Consider the following 19,122-nt stretch of genomic DNA (forward strand, 5'->3'; position numbering starts at 1 on the left):
GATGTTTGGAAACGCATTTGGCGTTAAAAAACGCCGCAGCGATGAGGCGGAGAAACCATTCTGGATTTCCTATGCCGACCTGATGACGGCTATGATGGTGTTATTTCTGGTCGTTATGGTGGCGTCGCTGAGTTCTGTTACACAGCGCATTCAACGTGTGGAGCAGGGGGAAAAAACAAGGGGGCAGGATATATCCAAATTGTGTGAGCGCTTGGAATTACATGCCCGCAACGTGAATAAAACTATCGTTGTAGATTGCCACGATAACCGCATCAGTTTTGGCGAAGCCGGGCGTTTCGATCACAACCGTTTTTTCCTGAATGCTGAAGGGCAAAAAGCACTCCAGGATGTTGTTCCGCTGGTGCTGGAAGCTGCCGACAGTGAAGAGGGCAAAAAGTGGTTTAAGCAAATCGTCATTGAAGGGTTTACCGACACTGATGGCTCATATCTGTATAACTTACATCTCTCCCTACAGCGCTCTGAATGGGTGATGTGTAGTCTGCTTGATAGCCGCAGCCCACTGCAAAAAGGTCTTTCTGCAGAACAACAGATCCAAATTCGTAAACTTTTCCTTGCAGGTGGCGTCTCCTTCAATAATGCCAAGGAAAGCAAAGAAGCTAGTCGTCGCGTCGAGTTACGTATGCAGTTCTTCGGGCTTAAAGATAAACGAGATAAGGCCGATGAGGTGGATTTTCCCCTTGTAGTTAATAAAGAAGTTTGTCAGTTGGTAATGCCCCAATGACGCCTGCACTCAATTCTCTTTCTCAACGTATTGCCGCTAGGCTTTCTTCCAGTCAACGGGATGACCATTATCTACGTAATGATTTCCATAAGTTGGCCTCCGCTGCTCTAGATATGGAAAAACGGTTTGATAAAGCAGAAAGAATCCCCTTACCGCCTCAAGAAATGCGGCTAGCGGCCCTGCGTCGTCTTCGTCTGGCGGAAGAACTCACGGAACGAGAGTGGCGGATGGTATTTTACGGTCTTGCCGATAACGATCCGTCATATCCTGACCAGCCAATCCTGCTGGAGGATGATGTATTTTTTCCTGAGGTCGACAACGCTATCAAGACGCGGTTGGAATCTAACGCGTTAAAACGCAAGGATTGGGCGGCACTTTGTTCAAGCTATTTTGCTTACCAGCATGAATCACCCGAGACAAACCCGCACTGGTGCGTATTGCGTGGGCATATCGCCCAAGGGTACTTCGTGGTGAAAGCCGCGATACGACGAGAAAAATCATGGATGAAAACCATTGAGTTTTATCATGACATTTTTACCCCACAAGCTGGAGGCGTGATATCCACGCAGTTACTGTCAGGCGAAAGAAACTCACTTTCAGCATTAGAGAAAATTGCGCAAATCCCCGATAGTAGTTGGTTGTGGAAACGCATTTTCACTGTTCTTTTAGCACAATTGGATACTCTTGATGATCCTCTGTTTCTGGACAAACTTAGCTGGTTGTTAGGTCTGGCTGCGCAATGGGTACGTTTTCGTGACGATATAATGACTGCGACCCTGACTCGCTATTACCATTCTATCTATCGCGATCAGGCACATTCAGCGCTGAAGCAGGCTGCGCTGGAATACTGGGATAATCCCCAACTGAAAAGCCAGCAAAATAAGTGGCACCAGTATGTCGCCGAGCCGGTCGCTGCGATGGTACGGGGATGGCTGGCAAAACAAGACCTGACACATTTCTTTGAACTCTTGCGCGGTAATGGCGATGTCGATCAGGCACGATTGCACTACTGGCTTCGTTTCGCCAATCAGATGGGATTTACTCGTATCGTCATGGGGACTGATGCCTGGCAAGATCGTGGTAGCGACTTTGTGAAATTCCGCGACGAGAATAAGGGACGACTGAGCTACTTACGAGGTGGACGTAGCTTTGATAATGCCATGATTATGCAGATCAACGATTATCTGTTCGTTGAGTTTTCCGGGACAGGAAATGCGATGTACGCCTATAGAATAGGTCACGCGCCATTTAATCCTGAATCACGCACGCTTGATATTAACATTCATCTAAAAGACCAGGGACGCTGCGTACTCAGAATGCCTCATGCACCTCGTGCTAAGGGGTATAACAAAGTACGGATAACTGGCTGGATGTTGAAATATGACGATGAGCTGCGCAAGTTGGGTATTCGGTGGATGGCGGAAGAACCCGTTAAGTTTGTCGATAAGAAAACAGCCCCTCCAGCCTCTCTGTCTGCCATTAAAATTATCAATCCGTTGCGTGATACGGCTATACAGCGCTTGGTTGAAGGGACTTCATGTGTCGTCAGCGATAATCGACAAAAAGGTGGCGTGCTGGCCGTACAGCTCAATACACCAGACGACACCATAGAAAGAGAGTTGTTACGACTAGGCTTTGCGCCTGTGGCTAAAGAACCGCATCGTTACTGGATCAAATAATGCTGAAACGCCTGTTAAGTAAACTGACGGGAAACCGTCAGCAAATAGAACGCCACCTAAAGAATAAATACCAGGTTGAGGAAAACGGACTCAGCTTTCCGCTATCGCTGGTTGATGATTCGCAACTTTGGGCATTGGCATCCTGGCTTGAACAACTGGCTGAAGAAGACTATCTGATATCACTTACAGACCGGTGGTTGTTGAGTTGGGATGCATTGTATCGCCTGCTGGAGGATGAGGAACATGCCAGCAGCCTGCCTCTTATCGGTGTACCTGAGATACTGCCTTTACGCGCAAGCCTGAGTTCACGTGGTGCATTAAGTGACCGTGATTTTCGCGTCTGGATTGCTGAATGGGTCACGCTTCCAGCCCGCAAGCCGATCCGTTTCAGTCGTACCGGTGCCATTTTAACCCATGAAAACCAGCAACATTTGGTATCGCGGGAAAATTGGGCACTCTTACAGGCAACAGAACAACTCAGCGCACAGCAAAATCAGATCCCAGGAGAAACCACTAACCAACTGGGATGGGCCGCTATCCGCAAATGTGCAAAACAAGCCGCAGCAAAATTTGATGATTATTTAGAAAAAACACATGTCGTCAAACCAACTTCATTGTCATTACGTCTGCGTAAATCAACGGTTGCTGATACTGCTGTTATCGAAATTGAGCCCCATTTCGAGGACCAGCCAGCTAACTGGCTAGACAGTTTTGACAAGAATTCGCAGGTTCATGATAGCTATCGTATCCCTGGTGAGAATGGCGAACTTAGCCACGTCATCATCCCTCCCGAAGTGAAAGAAGTCCTAAACTCAATACATTCGATCCCTGGTCGTCGAGTGGCCGGAAGCGAAGCGCTTTCTTTTGTTCGCAATCCCTATACATTTTTGGGCGAAGATGCCGCCAATGTTATTGCCCCCGAAGAACATGAGCAGGCGTTGTTTGATGCTAGGATTTTCTTCCATCATTTCAGGTTGATACCCCAACAGAATGCTGAGAATAAAATCGAGGAAGTGACGCTGGTACTTGAACCAGTTTCACCAGTTCCCCAGCCAGAGGTCACTTTTGTGTTCTCAGCCCCCTGGGAGCTTGAAAAATTTATACAGCAACTCGGTATTAGCGTTGCAGCACAGATGCCTGCAGGCTCCTGGCAAGGTTACGAACTTGAGTTAAGCCAGTTCACCGAACAACAGTGGCTCGATTGTCAGGCTCTACTTACACGCTGGCAGCAAGAAATTGAAGGAAAAGAATTTAGCGATGTGCTGGATATTGAGAAGTATGGCGATCGGGTGATTGGCATTGGTGAATTTGAAAAAATTTCCTCTCCTTGGCTAACCAAAGCGCAGAGTGAGAACTGGCTTCCTGATGACATCGATTTCTCCGCATTTTCAGTCGAAACACTGGCTGGCTGGCAACCTGAAAATCTTCACCATTTCGGTGAACTTCAGGAGAGTATTGCTCAGGCAGAAGCCGCAGGTGAAACACATATCACCACACCATGGAATGACAGCGAATTACCGCTGGATGCAGCCAAAACCTTCAGTAAGAACTGGGAAAAACAGCAGAGCGCTGAAAATGAATCTCAAGATAAAGTTGTAGATAAAGCGGCCCGAGCTGTACTCAAAATTGAGCAGAATATTGAAGAAGCGGCCTACATCAAACAGCGCCGCGATTCACTCCTCAATGCGCGTCATGCAGAACCTGAAATTCCTCTGAGTCTGAAAGAACATATCCGACTCAAAGATCATCAACGTGAAGGCGTTGCCTGGCTCCAGCAACTTTTCCTTAGTTCACCTGAGGAAACTGCGGGTTGCCTGTTGGCGGATGATATGGGGCTGGGGAAAACGCTGCAAATTTTGAGTTTCTTGGTCTGGTTTATTGAAAAATTTCCGCAGGAACCGCCAAGTCTTATTGTTGCCCCTGTCTCTCTTTTAGATAACTGGGAACGTGAGCTGGACAACTTCTTCTACACTGCGGGTATTCCCGTGTTGAAATTGTATGGTGAGACGATCAAAGCGGTGAAATACCCTAAACAGGCTATTCCTGCTCATCTGCAGTTTCAGGGAATCAAAAATCTGCTTAAACCTGGCTGGCAAGGTGAGGCGAAAATCATTCTGACGACTTACGAAACGCTTCGCGATCAAGAGTTTTCTCTGGCACGCCAGCCATGGTCCATTATGGTGTGCGATGAGGCACAAAAAATAAAAAATCCAGCAGCGTTAATCACACATGCTGCCAACGCGGTACAAGCAAGGTTTAAAGTGGCGTGTACCGGTACGCCCGTCGAAAACACACTTGTTGACCTGTGGAGCTTATTTGATTTTGCCCAGCCTGGATTATTAGGGTCACTAAATGAATTTGGTAAGCATTATGTTCGTCCTATTGAGAACGACGCTGGCCGCGATACGGAACGACTGGAGCGTTTGCGGGCGCTGATAGAACCCCAGACTTTACGCCGAACCAAAGAAGAAGTTGCGCGTGATTTGCCTCAGAAAATTGAAGTGGAAAGCTGCAAACAATTGACGTTGTCCGGCGTGCAAAAACAGCTCTACCTTTCGTCTGTTGCAAATTGGCAACAGCAGCAAGCATTGAGCGAAGGAATGCAGCAGGCCGGAGCAGGTATGTTAGGTTTGTTACACCGATTGAAACTCATTTGCGCACACCCTGCAGTAGTTAATCCAGAGCCACGTTTTCGTGATAACTCACCTAAGCTTAACTGGCTGTTAAAAATACTCGAAGAAATAAAGCACACCACGCAAGATAAGGTCATTATTTTTACTGAACTTCGAGATTTACAGCGTGAACTTCAACATGCGATCTATCAGAAGTTTGGTTTCCGTCCAGTCATTATTAACGGCGATACCAGCACTAAAAGTAGTAGTCAGAATAGTCGTCAGCGGCTGATCGATGATTTTCAGTCTCAGTCAGGTTTTGGAGTGATTATTCTTTCTACGGTTGCAGTTGGATTCGGTGTTAACGTCCAGAAAGCCAATCATGTTATCCATTTCACTCGTTGCTGGAACCCAGCCAAAGAAGATCAGGCAACAGACCGGGCGTACCGAATTGGACAAACTAAAGATGTGTATGTCTATTATCCGACGGTGAGGGACACTGAAATAACCACATTTGAAGAAACTCTGGATGACCTTCTGCAGCGTCGACGTGCATTGGCCAGAGATATGCTCTGCGCTACTCCTGACTTGAGTGGTGCAGACTTTGAGGTCCTTTTGAAAGGGGGCGTAGATGTTTAAATTGCGTTATGACGACTTCGCTCCCCTGTCGGCTTTGTGCAATCGTATACTTACCGATCGCCCAACGGAGGAACGGTAAGCGTACAGCCAGGGCCGCCTGTTATCTGAACGCCGGGACAGGTAGGTTAGAGCTCAGTCTAATTTAGAGTGAGTTCTGTTGATGGAAAAATCCGCTAACTGGCGTACCCAATCCCGCCCGGTCTATTCCAATGACTTCAAACTTCACATCGTGGAACTGGCCTCGCGGCCCGGTGCTAACATCGCTCAAATTGCCCGTGAGAACGGCGTTGCCTATAACCTCATCTTTAGATGGTTACGACTCTGGCAGAAGGAAGGTCCTGTCTCCCGACGCCTGCCCGCGACAATCACTCCCTCATCTTCCCCGGCACTGCTGCCCGTTGAAGTGATACCGGAACCGGCGTTATCAGAAGAGACTCACGCCTTGCCCCCGGCATCTGCCGGGCTCGCCAGCGCCACATCCTGCCGTGTCGAGTTCCGCCACGGCAACATGACGCTGGATAACCCGTCGCCGGAGCTGCTGGCTGTCCTTATCCGTGAGCTGACCGGGAGAGCGTCATGATATCGCTCCCGTCAGGCACCAGAATCTGGCTGGTCGCCGGTGCCACCGACATGCGCAAATCATTCAACGGGCTGGGCGAGCAGATACAGCACGCGCTGGAGGACGACCCATTCTCCGGCCACCTGTTCATCTTCCGCGGCCGCCGGGGCGATACAGTGAAAATCCTCTGGGCCGATGCGGACGGCCTGTGCCTGTTTACCAAACGGCTGGAGGAAGGCCAGTTCATCTGGCCCGCCGTTCGCGACGGCAAAGTCGGCATCACCCGTTCCCAACTGGCGATGCGGCTCGATAAGCTGGACTGGCATCAGCCAAAAACATCCCGCCTTAACTCACTGACAATGTTGTAAAAACCGCATGGCCACATGATAAAATGGGGCCATGAATCTTGACGCACTCATCACCCGCCTGTCCACGCTGGAAGCCCGCATCAGTGACCTTGAAGAGACTGAGGCGCACCTGCGCGCGGCGCTGGCTCGTGCCGAAGAGAAAGCCCGGCAGGACGCGCAGAAAATTGAGCGGCTGCGGGTGCAGGTCGAGAAGCTGAATCGGATACTGTACGGCACCCGTTCCGAAAAGCTGCGCCGACAGGCGGAGCAGGCCGAAACGCCCCCGGAACGGCGCAAGCAGGGAAACGCCCGCCCCGGCGGCCGGGAGGAGAGCCCGGCGGTTGCGAGGGCGTCCCGGAGTCACCGCCCGCTGCCTGAAAACCTGCCGCGTGAGATACACCGGCTGGAGCCCGGAGTGCGGCGGCAACATGAACGCTCTAGGCGAGGTCAGCGCCGAGCAGTTGGAGCTGATCGCCAGCTCGCTGAAAGTCATCCGCACCATCCGGGTGAAAAAGGCGAGCGTGAAGTGCGACTGCATCGTGGAGGCGCCCGCGCCGTCACGCCCGATTGACCGGGGCATCGCCGGGCCGGGGCTGCTGGCCCGCATGCTGACGTCCAGATACGGCGAGCATACGCCGCTGTATCGCCAGAGCGAAATCTTCGCCCGTCAGGGCGTGGAGCTGAGCCGGGCGTTGCTGTCCAACTGGGTGGATGCCGGCTGATGGCGCTAATTGACGAGCTCACGCTTTATCGCTGATTTTAAAGCTTTTTTTCGATAACATCTTTGATGTGCTCGGCACTCCAGACTCAGATCGGCAAACACCTGTTTCAGTCGCCGATTTTCGTCTTCAAGATCTTTCATCTTTTTGATATCAGAGGCTTCCATACCGCCAAACTTCGCTTTCCAGTTGTAGTACGAGGCCTCGGATATGCCCGCTTCGCGGCAGACATCTTTTACGGTACGCCCGGCTTCAACGGACTTCAAAACGGCGATGATCTGGTGTTCGGTGAATCGTACTTCTTCCTAAGACTGCCAAATATAGGTCCCGAGTCGCAGGAATGTTTCGTGAGAATTCGGCGAATAGACACTCAACAATCCTTGTTCGTTCGCCACAAGACATTGCCAGCTTCCCTCATCGAGCATCAGCTCTTTGAAATCAACACCGTCCTGGCTCAGATAAATCACCTGCCGATTATAGCTGGACGGGAACAAGCTGATCTCCGACAGGTGAAAACAGTCGGCTACGCGCAGTTCGCTGGTATGCCGTTTCCACTCATATCCTTTATCGGAAGTCAGCAGATAGCGGGAGTAAAAACACATTAGCATATCATTCATCCGAGATATCAGAATATCACTATAGAACTCCTTCTCACTGTTCCAGGTGCAAGATCGCCAACTTTTACCTGGCACGTGATACTCAATAATAGGATCTGATTTAGGACGTTTCTTCACTGATGTGTATAAATTGTCGTATTTACAGAATGCCAACAAGCAATCGATACCCGGCAGCGCACAAAGACGCTCCATTTCAATCCCTTCGCTGTAATTCGGCGCGTCTTCGTATCGGTGCCATTTCGCATCAAGGCTGTCGGTACAGAAAATAACCGGCTTGTCGTAAGTCAATGTTTTCGTCGAGTCGAAGAAAAAACCTTCCTCTTTATACTGATAATCCTTACGTTCCTTAAATCGCCACAACCAAAGATGGTTAAAATAAACAAGATCCTCGGTAAAACTGAACTTCCAGTTATTAGATACATCCGGGAACTGGCTTTTCTGCCAATTCACAGCATCGTTGGAATAATAGAATCCGGAATCGGAGCCGGAGAACATCACCCAGATACCCTCCACAATTATAATCTTACTTACATAACGTATTTTTTCTGACGGATCAGGGTTAACGACATGCCAGTTCAGTCGATCCTCACTACGATAGAAACATTCATCAGTATCAACGAGTAACCAGACATGCCCATCCGTTTTGACGTGACGAATTTTTTCCGGATCGCAGGGTGGATTTTCAATATCCTGCCATTCGATCCGAAAACGCAGCTCTCTGCCACCTTTCACTATCGTAACAGATTGTTTATCGAGTTTTTCCAACTCCTTCTGCTGCAACCACTCGATATGTTTCTGCTCTTTAATACGAATGACAGACCGGTCAAACTCACTACGTGCAAACAGTTCAAGCTGTTCGGCAGCATCAGAACATGCGTTTGAGAAAGCAGTTAATGCATCATCAATTTGCTCCTGATAATCACTGAGTTGGTTATACCAGTCTTCATTTTCTGCAGAGTTATCCAATTCATAATCGGAATAACTGATTTGATCGTCGTATTTAAAGGTCGGTAACTCCCAGCGGGAGATTATACCGTTGGCCTTGCTCAAGACTGAGGAGTTTGTCGAGAGGAAATCGCGGGCCTTTTTACGAAAATCATTCAGGAGTGAAACGCAGGATTTTCTCCCCAGAGCACAGGCTGATCCACCAACAGCGGAACCCACTTTACTCAGGAAGCTTTCATCATCAAACGACCCCATGTAAAAGCTGTAATCGCCAGCTTTATCCGTCACTTTCAGCAGATCAAAACCAAGCATAGTAGACGCATTGCTAGCGGCATAAAGCTGCTTGATCACTTCCGAGAATTGATTTTTAAATTGCACCTCGCGATAGCGAAAGATATTATTCCATCCCTGCGTCAACGGAACCAGTTTCGCTGCGCTGGTGAGCAACTTCGCTTCGTCATTTTCTTGAAGCAGCGCCAGCATGTAGGGGAAACTCTCCTTAAACTGCACAGGCTTAAGGCTACTAAGCAAACGCATAACCTGTGGGTTTTCAATGTTCTTACCACATAGCATTAGCAGAAAGAACGCATCGAGAAGCCAGGTGTAACGCGCGCTATCATTACTAAGCAGTTCCAACATTACCTGCTGATATTCCTGGTATTTATAAGGGCTGTCTGCAAGGTTGGTAATTTCGTCAACCACCGCAGGACTGCCGGCATATTCCCCCAAAAGCGCTAGAAACTCATACCCTTGCTTACTCAGTGATGCGGAATTTTCAATACTCAGCGCGAGTAAAAGCAGATAGAGAGATTTTTTATCTTCGCTGTCTGTGGCGTCCAGAAAACAGTGCTGACGAATATCCGGCAATGCTGAAACCAGAGTCAACTTCTCAGCAGAATCATCCTGCATATCCTCAATTGCAATAGCATTTAATCCATTAATATCCCGATAAATATCGATAGTCACCAAACTGCCACCGATCACTTCGCTTATCAGATCACGGATGCTGTAGATGGTTGATAAGCTGGAGAAGGCTTCACCAAAAAGTCTGGAAATCAGCTTTTCACGAGCTTCATCGCTGTTGCACAGCGCGTCGTCGTCAATCAGAGAGACGATCGTTTCATATTGTTCCGAGAGAAAATAGAGCGCGTTAAAACCAATGCCTGAGATATTGTTCTGAATAAAGTGGGAGTCAATTTCATAATCATCCACCGAAAGTTCGATGAGCGAACGGTAGCGATCGATACCGATAATATCTATCTGATCTATAAGCTCAATAATGAAATCTAGCAGGCGCACTTCTTCATCACAGTTGACACCTAACTTTTCAAGCGTCACGATCAGATAATTGATATCTGCCGCCACCAGCTCAGCATCCTGATGCCTGCGCATAAAATCATAGGCCAAGCTTAACACCAGAATGGTACCCGGGTAGGATTTATAGCGACGCTTATTCGCTTCAATATCTAACGACCAGTTATTAAATCGGGTGTTATTTTCCACATGTACCAGGCGGCAGTTGATTTTATCAATTGCCTGTTCGAGAAAATCCCGCGTTTCAATGATATATTCGTTCATGGTCCCCAAATTATTGCGAATAATGGCAATACTCTGGGAATTGATTAAGTTTTGCTGCTGGAGTTGCATCAAATAGTGCCATGCAAACCGCTGCATCTGCAAAGCATCTGACTGATTCAATAACTGATTCTCAGTATTTTTACCGCTGACAGCCCCCCAAAATCGTTTAAAAAAACCACTACCTATCTGATTTTGTAATCGAGCTTGGCTGCTGGAAATCAGCTTTGAGGCGTCCAACGCCAGTTGCTGCGTAAGTGCTGAGTTCGCTTTGTGCTGCCTGACCAAATCAGTAACAGCTTTTAGCTCCATCCCCTCCAGTGGTTGATGAAAAATCTCTTGTTGCTGCGCAACAGTCATATCAGTCATTTTAGTTCCTTACAGATTATTAATTTTATTTCTTAAGCGAATACTTTGCGCTTCCATAGTTTTTATCTGGCTGGAAAAATGTTTTTCAGATAAATAAAGTCCTTTATGGAAGTCGGCGTAATATATTTGGGATTGATGCAGATAACCCAATGCATCGTGCATCACTTGGCTATTACTCACCACCTGCTCGGTATTAGCGAGGGTAAGCTCGAAATTTTTCTCGATGTGATTATCCAGCGCAATATTCATCGCCAGCGTAGTGACTAAGCCGCCGATGAGGCTTCCCACCAACATGCCAACAGGTCCACCGGGAGCTCCCACAGCCGCACCTATGGATGCTCCTGCAACACCGGCCCCCGTTTGGAACAGGCCTTTTCCCGTGCGAGACTCGAGTTCCTGTGCCGTGATTTTCCCTGCTGCAAACAGCACTACGTTTTGCACCACTTCCACCGCACACACGGCAGTCCCCGCGATACCGCCATTGGCAAGGCTGCGTTTAAAAACGGTACCCGCGAACAAACCGGGCAAGGAACGCGCGGCAATGCTGACGCTCGCGGTGGCAACCCCAGCTTTCAGCGCGCTATCCCCGGCGGCAATTACCGTATTTTGCAGGATCTGGATGGTGGCTTGTTCGGCCGTAATTTCTCCATTTCTCACCTGTCGAACATACTGGAATGTATTGATGCTGCCCGCAATTACGGTGGTGATCACAGCCGCAGAACCCGCAGCGCGCACGCTTTGTTGGATGGTCGCTTTATTGAGATATCCGGTCTGCATTTTATCGTGCAGATCTTTACCCGATTGTGTACCTGCCCCCACAGCCTCCGCCTCGCGTTTGCTGAGCGGCGTTGATTTAACACCCTCTGCCTCAATGGATCCGGCAGTTTTATCACGCACTTTTTCTGCCACCTCAGACACAGCCGGACGCGTTTGTTGGTTTTTAAGTACGGTACGCTGGGCTGAATCCTTGATCCCATCAATTTGATCTACCGGACCGATAAATACATCGCTGTGCTGATACTGATGAACGCCGTCTTTGGTGGAACGGAAGGCTTTTTGCGTCTCGTCGGCATTGCGGAAATATTTAAGCTGTGCGCCCACTAACTGCTCATCACCCTTCATCACTACGATGTCATGAACCTGATGATTTTTCCCCAGCGGGGTATTCTTAAACTGGTCCGTAAAAGCGCGTACATCTTTATCTTTTAGAATGGCATCAAGATTGAAGGATTCTGCATGCCAGGTTTCCGCAGCAAAACCGCCTTTTATGGCGTTGTTTTGCGCCGTGGAGGAGATGGTTGACATAATATTGTTAGCCTGGTTTATTTCACCAACCATTCGTCCAATTTTTTCGGCAGCCTGTATTGGCCAGATTGGACAGAGGCTAATCGACTGCGTTACAGCTTTTTTGCGATCATGCATCATGGTGCATCCTTAGGCGTTATTCTGGAAAACATTATCGGTTACAAGGTCATTTTATTGAGTAAGTTGGGAAATATACTGAGAAAGTTGCACCACAAACGCATTAGCTTCAGTCTCGGGCGATACGATTCGCACATTAGGCAACCAGAATCGCAGCGTAGAAAAGAGTTGTTCCCGATGTGCAATTCGCGTTGTGACAATTAACTTGCCATCCGGTGATTTGCTGATGATTTTTTGCTGCGGCAATATGTTTCGCCGCTCAAAATAGTGGGCAATATCGGGAAGCACTTCAACCGTGACTTCCATTTTGTTCATACTGAACCAGGCGTCGTCTTCGCTATCAAGATAGTCATGGATATCACTGTCTGGGGTAAACGTTGTTTTTTTGATATCCAGCCACTCAATCGCACTCACCCGAAAGGCTTTAATCATCAATTCAGTATCTGTTGCCGCCAGATACCATACTCCTTTTAAATTCATTAAACGGTATGGATGGAGAGTCCTGGATTTTCCTTTATAGTGAATAACGCAAACCAAACTCTCTTTAATGGCTTTGTCCAGACTGGAAAATGTGTTCTTCTGTAGCTCAGAGTTCAATGTTTCTGGAGGGAGGGGCAATATTTTTATTCGCTTATATTCAATCGCCGTGAGTATATTTCGTAACGAACCATCCCCTGATAACGGCAGTAATTCCCTCAGGCCCGTTTTTTCACCCAGACTATCTAACGAAGGCAGTTTGTCTTCTGCCTCATTTTGCATGCTGATACGATAGATCCCATCTTTAGAGCACGTGACAAACTCTCCCAGGCGATTTAGATCACGATAAATGGTTCTCTCCGTAACCTTAAAGCGGCTTGCTAACTCACGACGCGAAACCGCACCATCCTTAAACAGCTTCAATAAAATCAGCGCGATACGATTTGCCAAACGCTCATGCCGTGAAGAATTATCCATAATCAAATCTCGGTCAGAATTTGGGCTTCATGTTACACCTACAAACTGACAGGAGGTGTCAGTTATCTCATAATTAGTGGTTAAAAATCACAATTATGCGCTAAAAAAGAATAGAGGAGTTCTGCGAACAGGCACATCCTGATGATGTGCCTCATTAAGTACTGCCGACGGAAACACTGACATGTGGCGTCAGACTTGAAACCAACATATTCACAAACTGTCGCACCACGAACCGGTGATTGGCATTATGGGTAAAACTAATGTGGGCAAATCGAACCTGTGTAATGAACTGTTCCTGGGCGAGGTCTCTCCTATCAGTGATGTGAATACCTGAACGATCACACATGAATCATCAGCTAAACCAGCATTGAGCAAATAGCCACTGACCGCAATGAAAGCCAACCTTCGCATTAGTAATACAAGTAAAGTCAAAGATGAGTACAGCGAGGAGTACAATAAAAAGATAAAAAGATAAAAAGATAAAAAGATAAAAAGATAAAAAGATAAAAAGACAAAATTACAAATAACATTTAAACCAATAAATTATTAAAAAAGAAATAACAACTCAACGTCTAACCAGTTAATTAACCAAACCATCCATATAATCCGCCCAAATCTGCAACCACTTCTTGCATTCAGCATCATACGTATACAGATTATAGACCCCCTCGATCCCACCGCGGGTGTGGCCCAGAATCGCCTCTGCCACCTCATTCGGACACTGCAAACGCGATAGTCCTGTACGGACAGTGCGCCGCAAATCATGAGGCGTCCAGTGGGGGATATCCAGCATTTGTCCGTCCTGCCGCAAACGCCATGTTTGTTCGGTAAGGTATTTTTGCTGGATGGGCAAACGGGTAAGTTGTGAGGGGAACAGATACTTATCTGAAGTCAGACGCAACATTTTAAGGAACGCTATGGCCTGAGAAGGAAGCTGAACATCACGTTCCACACCAGTTTTAGTTTCTCGCAGATGAATAGTGCCTTTATCAAGATCGACGTCTTCCCAAGCGATAGGACACACTTCCCCGGTTCGGCACCCGGTCCATAGCGTGAGGCGCAATACATTCTTGGTTGACGATGTAAATGCGGAGCCGGGGAGCCAACGCAAAAACTTAGCCAGTTCTTTCTCGCTCAGAACACGTGTTCCACGATTACAAGTCAGCTTGATTTTAGTCTGCCGCAGACTGGATTTCGCCAACAGCGCCGGATTGGCAAAGCTATCATCGAAACGGCCTAAGCCAATAGCGAATTCATAGGCAGAAGATAGCTCTCGCAATAAATGTCCGGCCTGAACATTGGCGCCGCGTGCAAGCACGATATTGACCAGATCGATAATATCCTTACGCGTCACTTCGGCAGCGATCTTATCCCCTATTATAGCAACCGCATCATTCTGCAAAATGCGGCGCACTTCCATTTGCCCTTTCTTCTTACGCGCTCCGGGGATGATTTTACCCTCCGTGCTTTTACGATCTTCAATTCGCTCCGTCAAATAAAGCTCGACCAATCCCTGTACAGTGAGAACAGGGGTTGGCTGTTTCTGGCTTTCTTCGATCTGTTTTTGCTTTTTCTCTCTTAATTCTGTTGCAGGGCAGCGCCCTTCATTCCTGATTTGCTTCAATTCCTGCAATTTCATACGAGCCATTGCAAGCGTAGTTTGCGGGAAGCTTCCAATTTTTACCTGTGTCAGTTTGTGGGTCACTGGGCTAGTATAGCGATAGAAAAAGGTCTTAATACCCGTCGCCCCACAGGAGACTCTCAGACCCCGGTTTTCGCCGATATCAGCTTTATCTTTGTCCGCTGGCTTCATCATTTCGATAGCTTTGGACGATAACGGTTTTCCGGCCTGTTTTCCTGTCATACGCGCTCCGTTATTATGACCAGCTTGATTGATATACTGATGCTGTTTTCGAACTTCAGCAAAAGTGTAGGTTGTCTATTTAAACAAGCTCATTATACCATAGTTTGCATACCAACCTACATTTTTACCTACACTTAAAAGTGAGTTTTTACGATATTTTGTGAGATGACGTGATACTTAATGAGAATAACAAAAATCATAATTAACTTTAAATTCAATGGACTATAAAACAAAACCGCATGAAAACCACTGACAATCTCGATAACCACACGCCCATGATGCAGCAGTATTTCAAGCTCAAGGCGCAACATCCGGAAATTCTGCTGTTCTATCGCATGGGCGACTTTTACGAGCTGTTTTATGACGATGCCAAACGGGCGTCGCAGCTGCTTGATATCTCGCTGACCAAACGCGGCGCCTCCGCCGGAGAGCCTATTCCCATGGCCGGCGTGCCGCACCATGCCGTCGAGAACTATCTGGCCAAGCTGGTGCAGTTGGGCGAGTCGGTCGCCATTTGCGAACAGATCGGCGATCCGGCCGCCAGCAAAGGGCCGGTGGAGCGTAAGGTGGTGCGTATCGTCACCCCCGGCACCATCAGCGATGAAGCGCTGCTGCAGGAAAAACAGGACAATCTTCTCGCGGCGATCTGGCAAGACGGCCGCGGCTTCGGCTACGCCACGCTGGATATCAGCTCCGGACGTTTCCGGGTCACCGAACCGGCCGATAGCGAAACCATGGCCGCCGAATTACAGCGCACCAATCCGGCCGAACTGCTCTACCCCGAGTCGTTTGAATCGATGTCGTTGATTGAGCAGCGCCACGGTTTACGCCGCCGTCCGCTGTGGGAGTTCGAGCTAGATACCGCCCGCCAGCAACTCAATCTGCAGTTCGGCACCCGGGATCTCAACGGCTTCGGCGTCGAGCAGGCCAAATTCGCGCTGCGCGCCGCGGGCTGTCTGCTGCAATACGCCAAGGATACCCAGCGCACCTCCCTGCCGCATATTCGCGGCATTACCATGGAACGGCAGCAGGACGGCATCATTATGGATGCCGCCACGCGGCGCAATCTGGAACTGACGCAAAATCTGTCCGGCGGTACGGAAAATACGCTGGCGGCCGTCCTTGACTGCACCGTGACCGCGATGGGCAGCCGGATGCTGAAACGCTGGATCCATATGCCCAGCCGGGACATCGCCGCCCTGACGCAACGCCAGCAGGCGATAGCGGCGCTGCGGGATATTACGCCGGAATTGCAGCCCTACCTGCGGCAGGTGGGCGATCTGGAGCGTATTCTGGCGCGTCTGGCGCTGCGTTCCGCCCGCCCGCGCGATTTAGCGCGCATGCGGCACGCCTTTCAGCAATTTCCGGATATCCGGGCGCAACTGGCCCCGCTGGAAAGCGACGCTATCCGCCGCCTGGTCGAGCAAATTGGGCAGTTCGACGAGCTGCGGGATCTGCTTGAACGGGCCGTCGTCGAGGCGCCGCCGGTGCTGGTGCGCGACGGCGGCGTGATTGCCCCGGGCTACAATGCCGAACTGGACGAATGGCGCGCGCTGGCCGACGGCGCCAGCGATTATCTGGAGCGGCTGGAAATCCGCGAGCGAGAAAAGCTGGGGCTGGATACGCTGAAGGTCGGGTTTAACGGCGTTCACGGCTATTACATTCAGGTCAGCCGCGGCCAGAGCCATCTGGTGCCGATCCACTACGTTCGTCGCCAAACGCTGAAAAACGCCGAGCGCTATATCATCCCCGAGCTGAAAGAGTACGAAGATAAGGTGCTGACCTCCAAAGGCAAGGCGCTGGCGCTGGAAAAAGCGCTCTATGACGAACTCTTCGATTTGCTGCTGCCTCATCTGGCGGATCTGCAGCAGAGCGCCGCCGCCCTGGCCGAACTGGACGTGCTGGCGAACCTGGCGGAGCGTGCCGACACGCTGAACTACGTGTGCCCGACGCTCAGCGACAGACCCGGCATCAAAATCAGCGGCGGCCGCCACCCGGTGGTGGAACGAGTGCTTAGCGAACCCTTTATTTCCAACCCGCTGTCGCTGTCGCCGCAGCGCCGCATGCTGATTATCACCGGCCCCAATATGGGCGGGAAAAGCACCTATATGCGTCAGGCGGCGCTGATCGTACTGATGGCGCACATCGGCTGCTTCGTACCGGCCGACCGGGCGACCATCGGTCCGGTGGACAGGATTTTCACCCGCGTCGGCGCGGCGGACGATCTGGCTTCCGGACGCTCGACCTTTATGGTGGAGATGACCGAAACGGCCAACATCCTGCACAACGCCACGGAAAACAGTCTGGTGCTGATGGATGAAATCGGGCGCGGCACCTCAACCTACGACGGTTTGTCCCTGGCCTGGGCCTGCGCCGAGAATCTGGCGAATCGCATCAAGGCCATGACGCTGTTCGCCACCCATTATTTCGAGCTGACCAATCTGCCGGAAAAAATGGAAGGCGTGGTGAACGTTCATCTGGATGCGCTGGAGCACGGCGACACCATCGCCTTTATGCACAGCGTACAGGACGGCGCGGCCAGTAAGAGCTACGGCCTGGCGGTGGCCGCATTGGCGGGGGTGCCGAAAGACGTCATCAAGCGCGCGCGTCAGAAGCTTAAAGAGCTGGAAACGCTCTCCAATAACGCCTCATCCAGCCATATCGACGGCGCGCAGCTGGCGCTGCTGGCCAATGACGAGCCCTCCCCGGCGCTTGAGGCGCTGGAATCCATCGACCCCGACGCGCTCACGCCGCGTCAGGCGCTGGACTGGCTGTATCAGTTGAAGAAGATGCTGTAAGCGCCAGGGCGCTGCTTTCTCCGCGCCCGCCGCGCCTATTGCGATCCGGCCCGATCATAACGCCCCGTCGGCGGCGGTCAGCCGATAGGAATTGCCGGACTGGATCGGCACGCCCTGTCGATCGAGCATCTCCAGCCCGTTATCCGTCGGGCGGAAATAGCGTTTTTCACCCTGGCTGTCGGTCAGCACCAGTTTATCCGCCGTGCGCTGCCATTGCCCCTGTTCCGCAAAGGTCGTCTGCCCGGCGCGCGTTGTCTGGTAATGCTCTTTCAGGATAAAGGTGCCGTCCTGGTCCAGAAACAGCGAGGTATCAATCCCTGCGCAATCCGCGCAAGGCAAAACGCCGCGATAGCTTTGCGCCATCGGCTGCAGCTGCGCTTCCTGAATCCGCGAACGCGTATGACACCCAATCAGCGCGGAGATCACCGAGATCAGCAGCACACCGATAGCCAGTTTTTTCACCCTTACCCTCCTGCCAAATTGATTTGCTTATTATATCCATCGCCGGCGCCATCAGGTCGCAGCCAGCGTCCGGGAAAAAGAACGTTACCGGCGATCATCCCTCCGCTGCGGCGATTTGCCACTCGGCAAAGGAAATTTCAAGACTATTCTTATCATCCGATAACCAGATGGTCCCTTCCTGCAGCGTCGCCTGTAGCGCCATATTGCGCTGCGCGAGCGCCGTCAGCAGGGCCAGTTGCCTATCGTCCAGAAAACGGATGGTCAGATTCGGATACCCGGCCAGCTTGCCCGCGACGTTCTGCCGCCACACCTGCGCGGCGCGTTCGCTGTAGGCGTACAGCACCACCGAGCGGGACTGGCCGCAGGCTTTTTTCAGCCGCTTTTCATCCGGCAGCCCCAGTTCGATCCACAACCGCAGCTGCAGCGTGTCGTCTCGTAGCCAGATCTCCGGCTCATCGTCGGCGCTCAACCCCTTGGTAAAACGCAGATTTTCATCCGCGTGGCAGATCCACGCCAACAAACGCAGCATCATGCGCTGATCCGTTTCCGAGGGGTGCCGGGCGAGGGTCAGATTGACGTCATGGAAAAAATGGCGATCCATATCCGCAATATTCACCGCCGCCTTATAAACCGTTGCTTTTAATGCCATCTGTGACCTCAAGTCTATTTCGTACTAGTGTACTTGAGTTGCCCCTATCATCACAGTAAAGGTGATATGCGCCACGTAACCGACAGATTAGGCCCCAGAGTAATACTGATATCCTGCCGGAGCCTATGCTATAGTCGGTTTGATAAATAGAGTTTATCTTCGTAGGCTTT

Annotated in this window: 11 protein-coding genes and 4 pseudogenes; 8 read left to right on the forward strand and 7 right to left on the reverse strand. The window is 50.2% G+C overall.

Going from position 1 to position 19,122, the window contains the following annotated elements; all coding sequences use genetic code 11:
• Window position 1 precedes the first annotated feature (1 nt).
• From zorB1 to EH206_RS17335, 6 genes and pseudogenes are all read left to right on the forward strand, one after another.
• Window positions 2-742 carry a type I Zorya anti-phage system protein ZorB1 gene (zorB1, locus tag EH206_RS17310; protein WP_009114116.1) on the forward strand — a complete coding sequence of 247 codons (741 nt, stop codon included), beginning with the start codon at window positions 2-4 and terminating at the stop codon, window positions 740-742.
• The gene (gene zorC, locus EH206_RS17315; RefSeq protein ID WP_009114117.1) at window positions 739-2,421 is read left to right on the forward strand and encodes a type I Zorya anti-phage system protein ZorC; all 1,683 of its coding nucleotides are present in this window, start codon (window positions 739-741) and stop codon (window positions 2,419-2,421) included. The genes zorB1 and zorC overlap by 4 nt, the downstream gene beginning before the upstream one ends.
• Entirely contained in the window at window positions 2,421-5,672 is a 3,252-nt protein-coding gene (gene zorD, locus EH206_RS17320) for a type I Zorya anti-phage system protein ZorD (protein ID WP_009114118.1), read from the forward strand. Before zorC ends, zorD begins: the two co-directional genes overlap by 1 nt.
• Before the next feature lie 160 nt (window positions 5,673-5,832).
• Window positions 5,833-6,252, forward strand: coding sequence for an IS66-like element accessory protein TnpA (tnpA, locus tag EH206_RS17325; RefSeq protein WP_009114119.1), 420 nt, complete (start codon window positions 5,833-5,835; stop codon window positions 6,250-6,252).
• Window positions 6,249-6,599 carry an IS66 family insertion sequence element accessory protein TnpB gene (tnpB, locus tag EH206_RS17330; protein ID WP_009114120.1) on the forward strand — a complete coding sequence of 117 codons (351 nt, stop codon included), beginning with the start codon at window positions 6,249-6,251 and terminating at the stop codon, window positions 6,597-6,599. The genes tnpA and tnpB overlap by 4 nt, the downstream gene beginning before the upstream one ends.
• A 31-nt stretch (window positions 6,600-6,630) precedes the next feature.
• Window positions 6,631-7,294, forward strand: a pseudogene (locus EH206_RS17335) (transposase domain-containing protein); the annotation flags it as partial.
• 14 nt (window positions 7,295-7,308) lie between these two features.
• On the opposite strand, the pseudogene EH206_RS17340 reads toward EH206_RS17335, so the two are convergent.
• From EH206_RS17340 to EH206_RS17355, 4 genes and pseudogenes are all read right to left on the reverse strand, one after another.
• Window positions 7,309-7,575, reverse strand: a pseudogene (locus EH206_RS17340) (transposase); the annotation flags it as partial.
• 27 nt (window positions 7,576-7,602) lie between these two features.
• Window positions 7,603-10,803 carry a hypothetical protein gene (locus EH206_RS17345; RefSeq protein ID WP_009114121.1) on the reverse strand — a complete coding sequence of 1,067 codons (3,201 nt, stop codon included), beginning with the start codon at window positions 10,801-10,803 and terminating at the stop codon, window positions 7,603-7,605.
• 9 nt (window positions 10,804-10,812) lie between these two features.
• On the reverse strand, window positions 10,813-12,228 hold the full coding sequence (locus tag EH206_RS17350; protein ID WP_009114122.1) for a hypothetical protein: 1,416 nt from the start codon (window positions 12,226-12,228) through the stop codon (window positions 10,813-10,815).
• Window positions 12,229-12,279: 51 nt separating this feature from the next.
• Entirely contained in the window at window positions 12,280-13,179 is a 900-nt protein-coding gene (locus EH206_RS17355; protein ID WP_009114123.1) for a helix-turn-helix transcriptional regulator, read from the reverse strand.
• 205 nt (window positions 13,180-13,384) lie between these two features.
• Between EH206_RS17355 and EH206_RS17360 the strand changes: the two are divergent.
• Window positions 13,385-13,504: pseudogene (locus EH206_RS17360) on the forward strand (GTPase); the annotation flags it as partial.
• 255 nt (window positions 13,505-13,759) lie between these two features.
• On the opposite strand, the gene EH206_RS17365 reads toward EH206_RS17360, so the two are convergent.
• Window positions 13,760-15,043, reverse strand: coding sequence for a tyrosine-type recombinase/integrase (locus EH206_RS17365; RefSeq protein WP_009114124.1), 1,284 nt, complete (start codon window positions 15,041-15,043; stop codon window positions 13,760-13,762).
• A 239-nt stretch (window positions 15,044-15,282) separates the two neighbouring features.
• Between EH206_RS17365 and mutS the strand changes: the two genes are divergently transcribed.
• Window positions 15,283-17,841 carry a DNA mismatch repair protein MutS gene (gene mutS / locus EH206_RS17370; protein ID WP_009114125.1) on the forward strand — a complete coding sequence of 853 codons (2,559 nt, stop codon included), beginning with the start codon at window positions 15,283-15,285 and terminating at the stop codon, window positions 17,839-17,841.
• A gap of 57 nt (window positions 17,842-17,898) precedes the next feature.
• On the opposite strand, the pseudogene EH206_RS17375 reads toward mutS, so the two are convergent.
• Window positions 17,899-18,303, reverse strand: a pseudogene (locus EH206_RS17375) (copper resistance protein NlpE N-terminal domain-containing protein); the annotation flags it as partial.
• A 94-nt stretch (window positions 18,304-18,397) separates the two neighbouring features.
• Window positions 18,398-18,952, reverse strand: a complete 555-nt coding sequence (locus EH206_RS17380) for a YaeQ family protein (protein WP_009114127.1) — start codon at window positions 18,950-18,952, stop codon at window positions 18,398-18,400.
• Window positions 18,953-19,122 lie beyond the last annotated feature (170 nt).

The sequence above is a fragment of the Brenneria nigrifluens DSM 30175 = ATCC 13028 genome (assembly GCF_005484965.1).
GTDB classification, from domain to species: Bacteria; Pseudomonadota; Gammaproteobacteria; order Enterobacterales; family Enterobacteriaceae; genus Brenneria; species Brenneria nigrifluens.

Bases quoted from the DNA above. Each gene is read 5' to 3' on its own strand.
- zorC (WP_009114117.1), top strand. From the start codon at position 739: ATGACGCCTGCACTCAATTCTCTTTCTCAACGTATTGCCGCTAGGCTT.
- EH206_RS17345 (WP_009114121.1), bottom strand. From the start codon at position 10,803: ATGACTGATATGACTGTTGCGCAGCAACAAGAGATTTTTCATCAACCA.
- EH206_RS17365 (WP_009114124.1), bottom strand. From the start codon at position 15,043: ATGACAGGAAAACAGGCCGGAAAACCGTTATCGTCCAAAGCTATCGAA.
- mutS (WP_009114125.1), top strand. From the start codon at position 15,283: ATGAAAACCACTGACAATCTCGATAACCACACGCCCATGATGCAGCAG.
- zorD (WP_009114118.1), top strand. From the start codon at position 2,421: ATGCTGAAACGCCTGTTAAGTAAACTGACGGGAAACCGTCAGCAAATA.
- tnpA (WP_009114119.1), top strand. From the start codon at position 5,833: ATGGAAAAATCCGCTAACTGGCGTACCCAATCCCGCCCGGTCTATTCC.
- zorB1 (WP_009114116.1), top strand. From the start codon at position 2: ATGTTTGGAAACGCATTTGGCGTTAAAAAACGCCGCAGCGATGAGGCG.
- EH206_RS17355 (WP_009114123.1), bottom strand. From the start codon at position 13,179: ATGGATAATTCTTCACGGCATGAGCGTTTGGCAAATCGTATCGCGCTG.
- tnpB (WP_009114120.1), top strand. From the start codon at position 6,249: ATGATATCGCTCCCGTCAGGCACCAGAATCTGGCTGGTCGCCGGTGCC.
- EH206_RS17380 (WP_009114127.1), bottom strand. From the start codon at position 18,952: ATGGCATTAAAAGCAACGGTTTATAAGGCGGCGGTGAATATTGCGGAT.
- EH206_RS17350 (WP_009114122.1), bottom strand. From the start codon at position 12,228: ATGATGCATGATCGCAAAAAAGCTGTAACGCAGTCGATTAGCCTCTGT.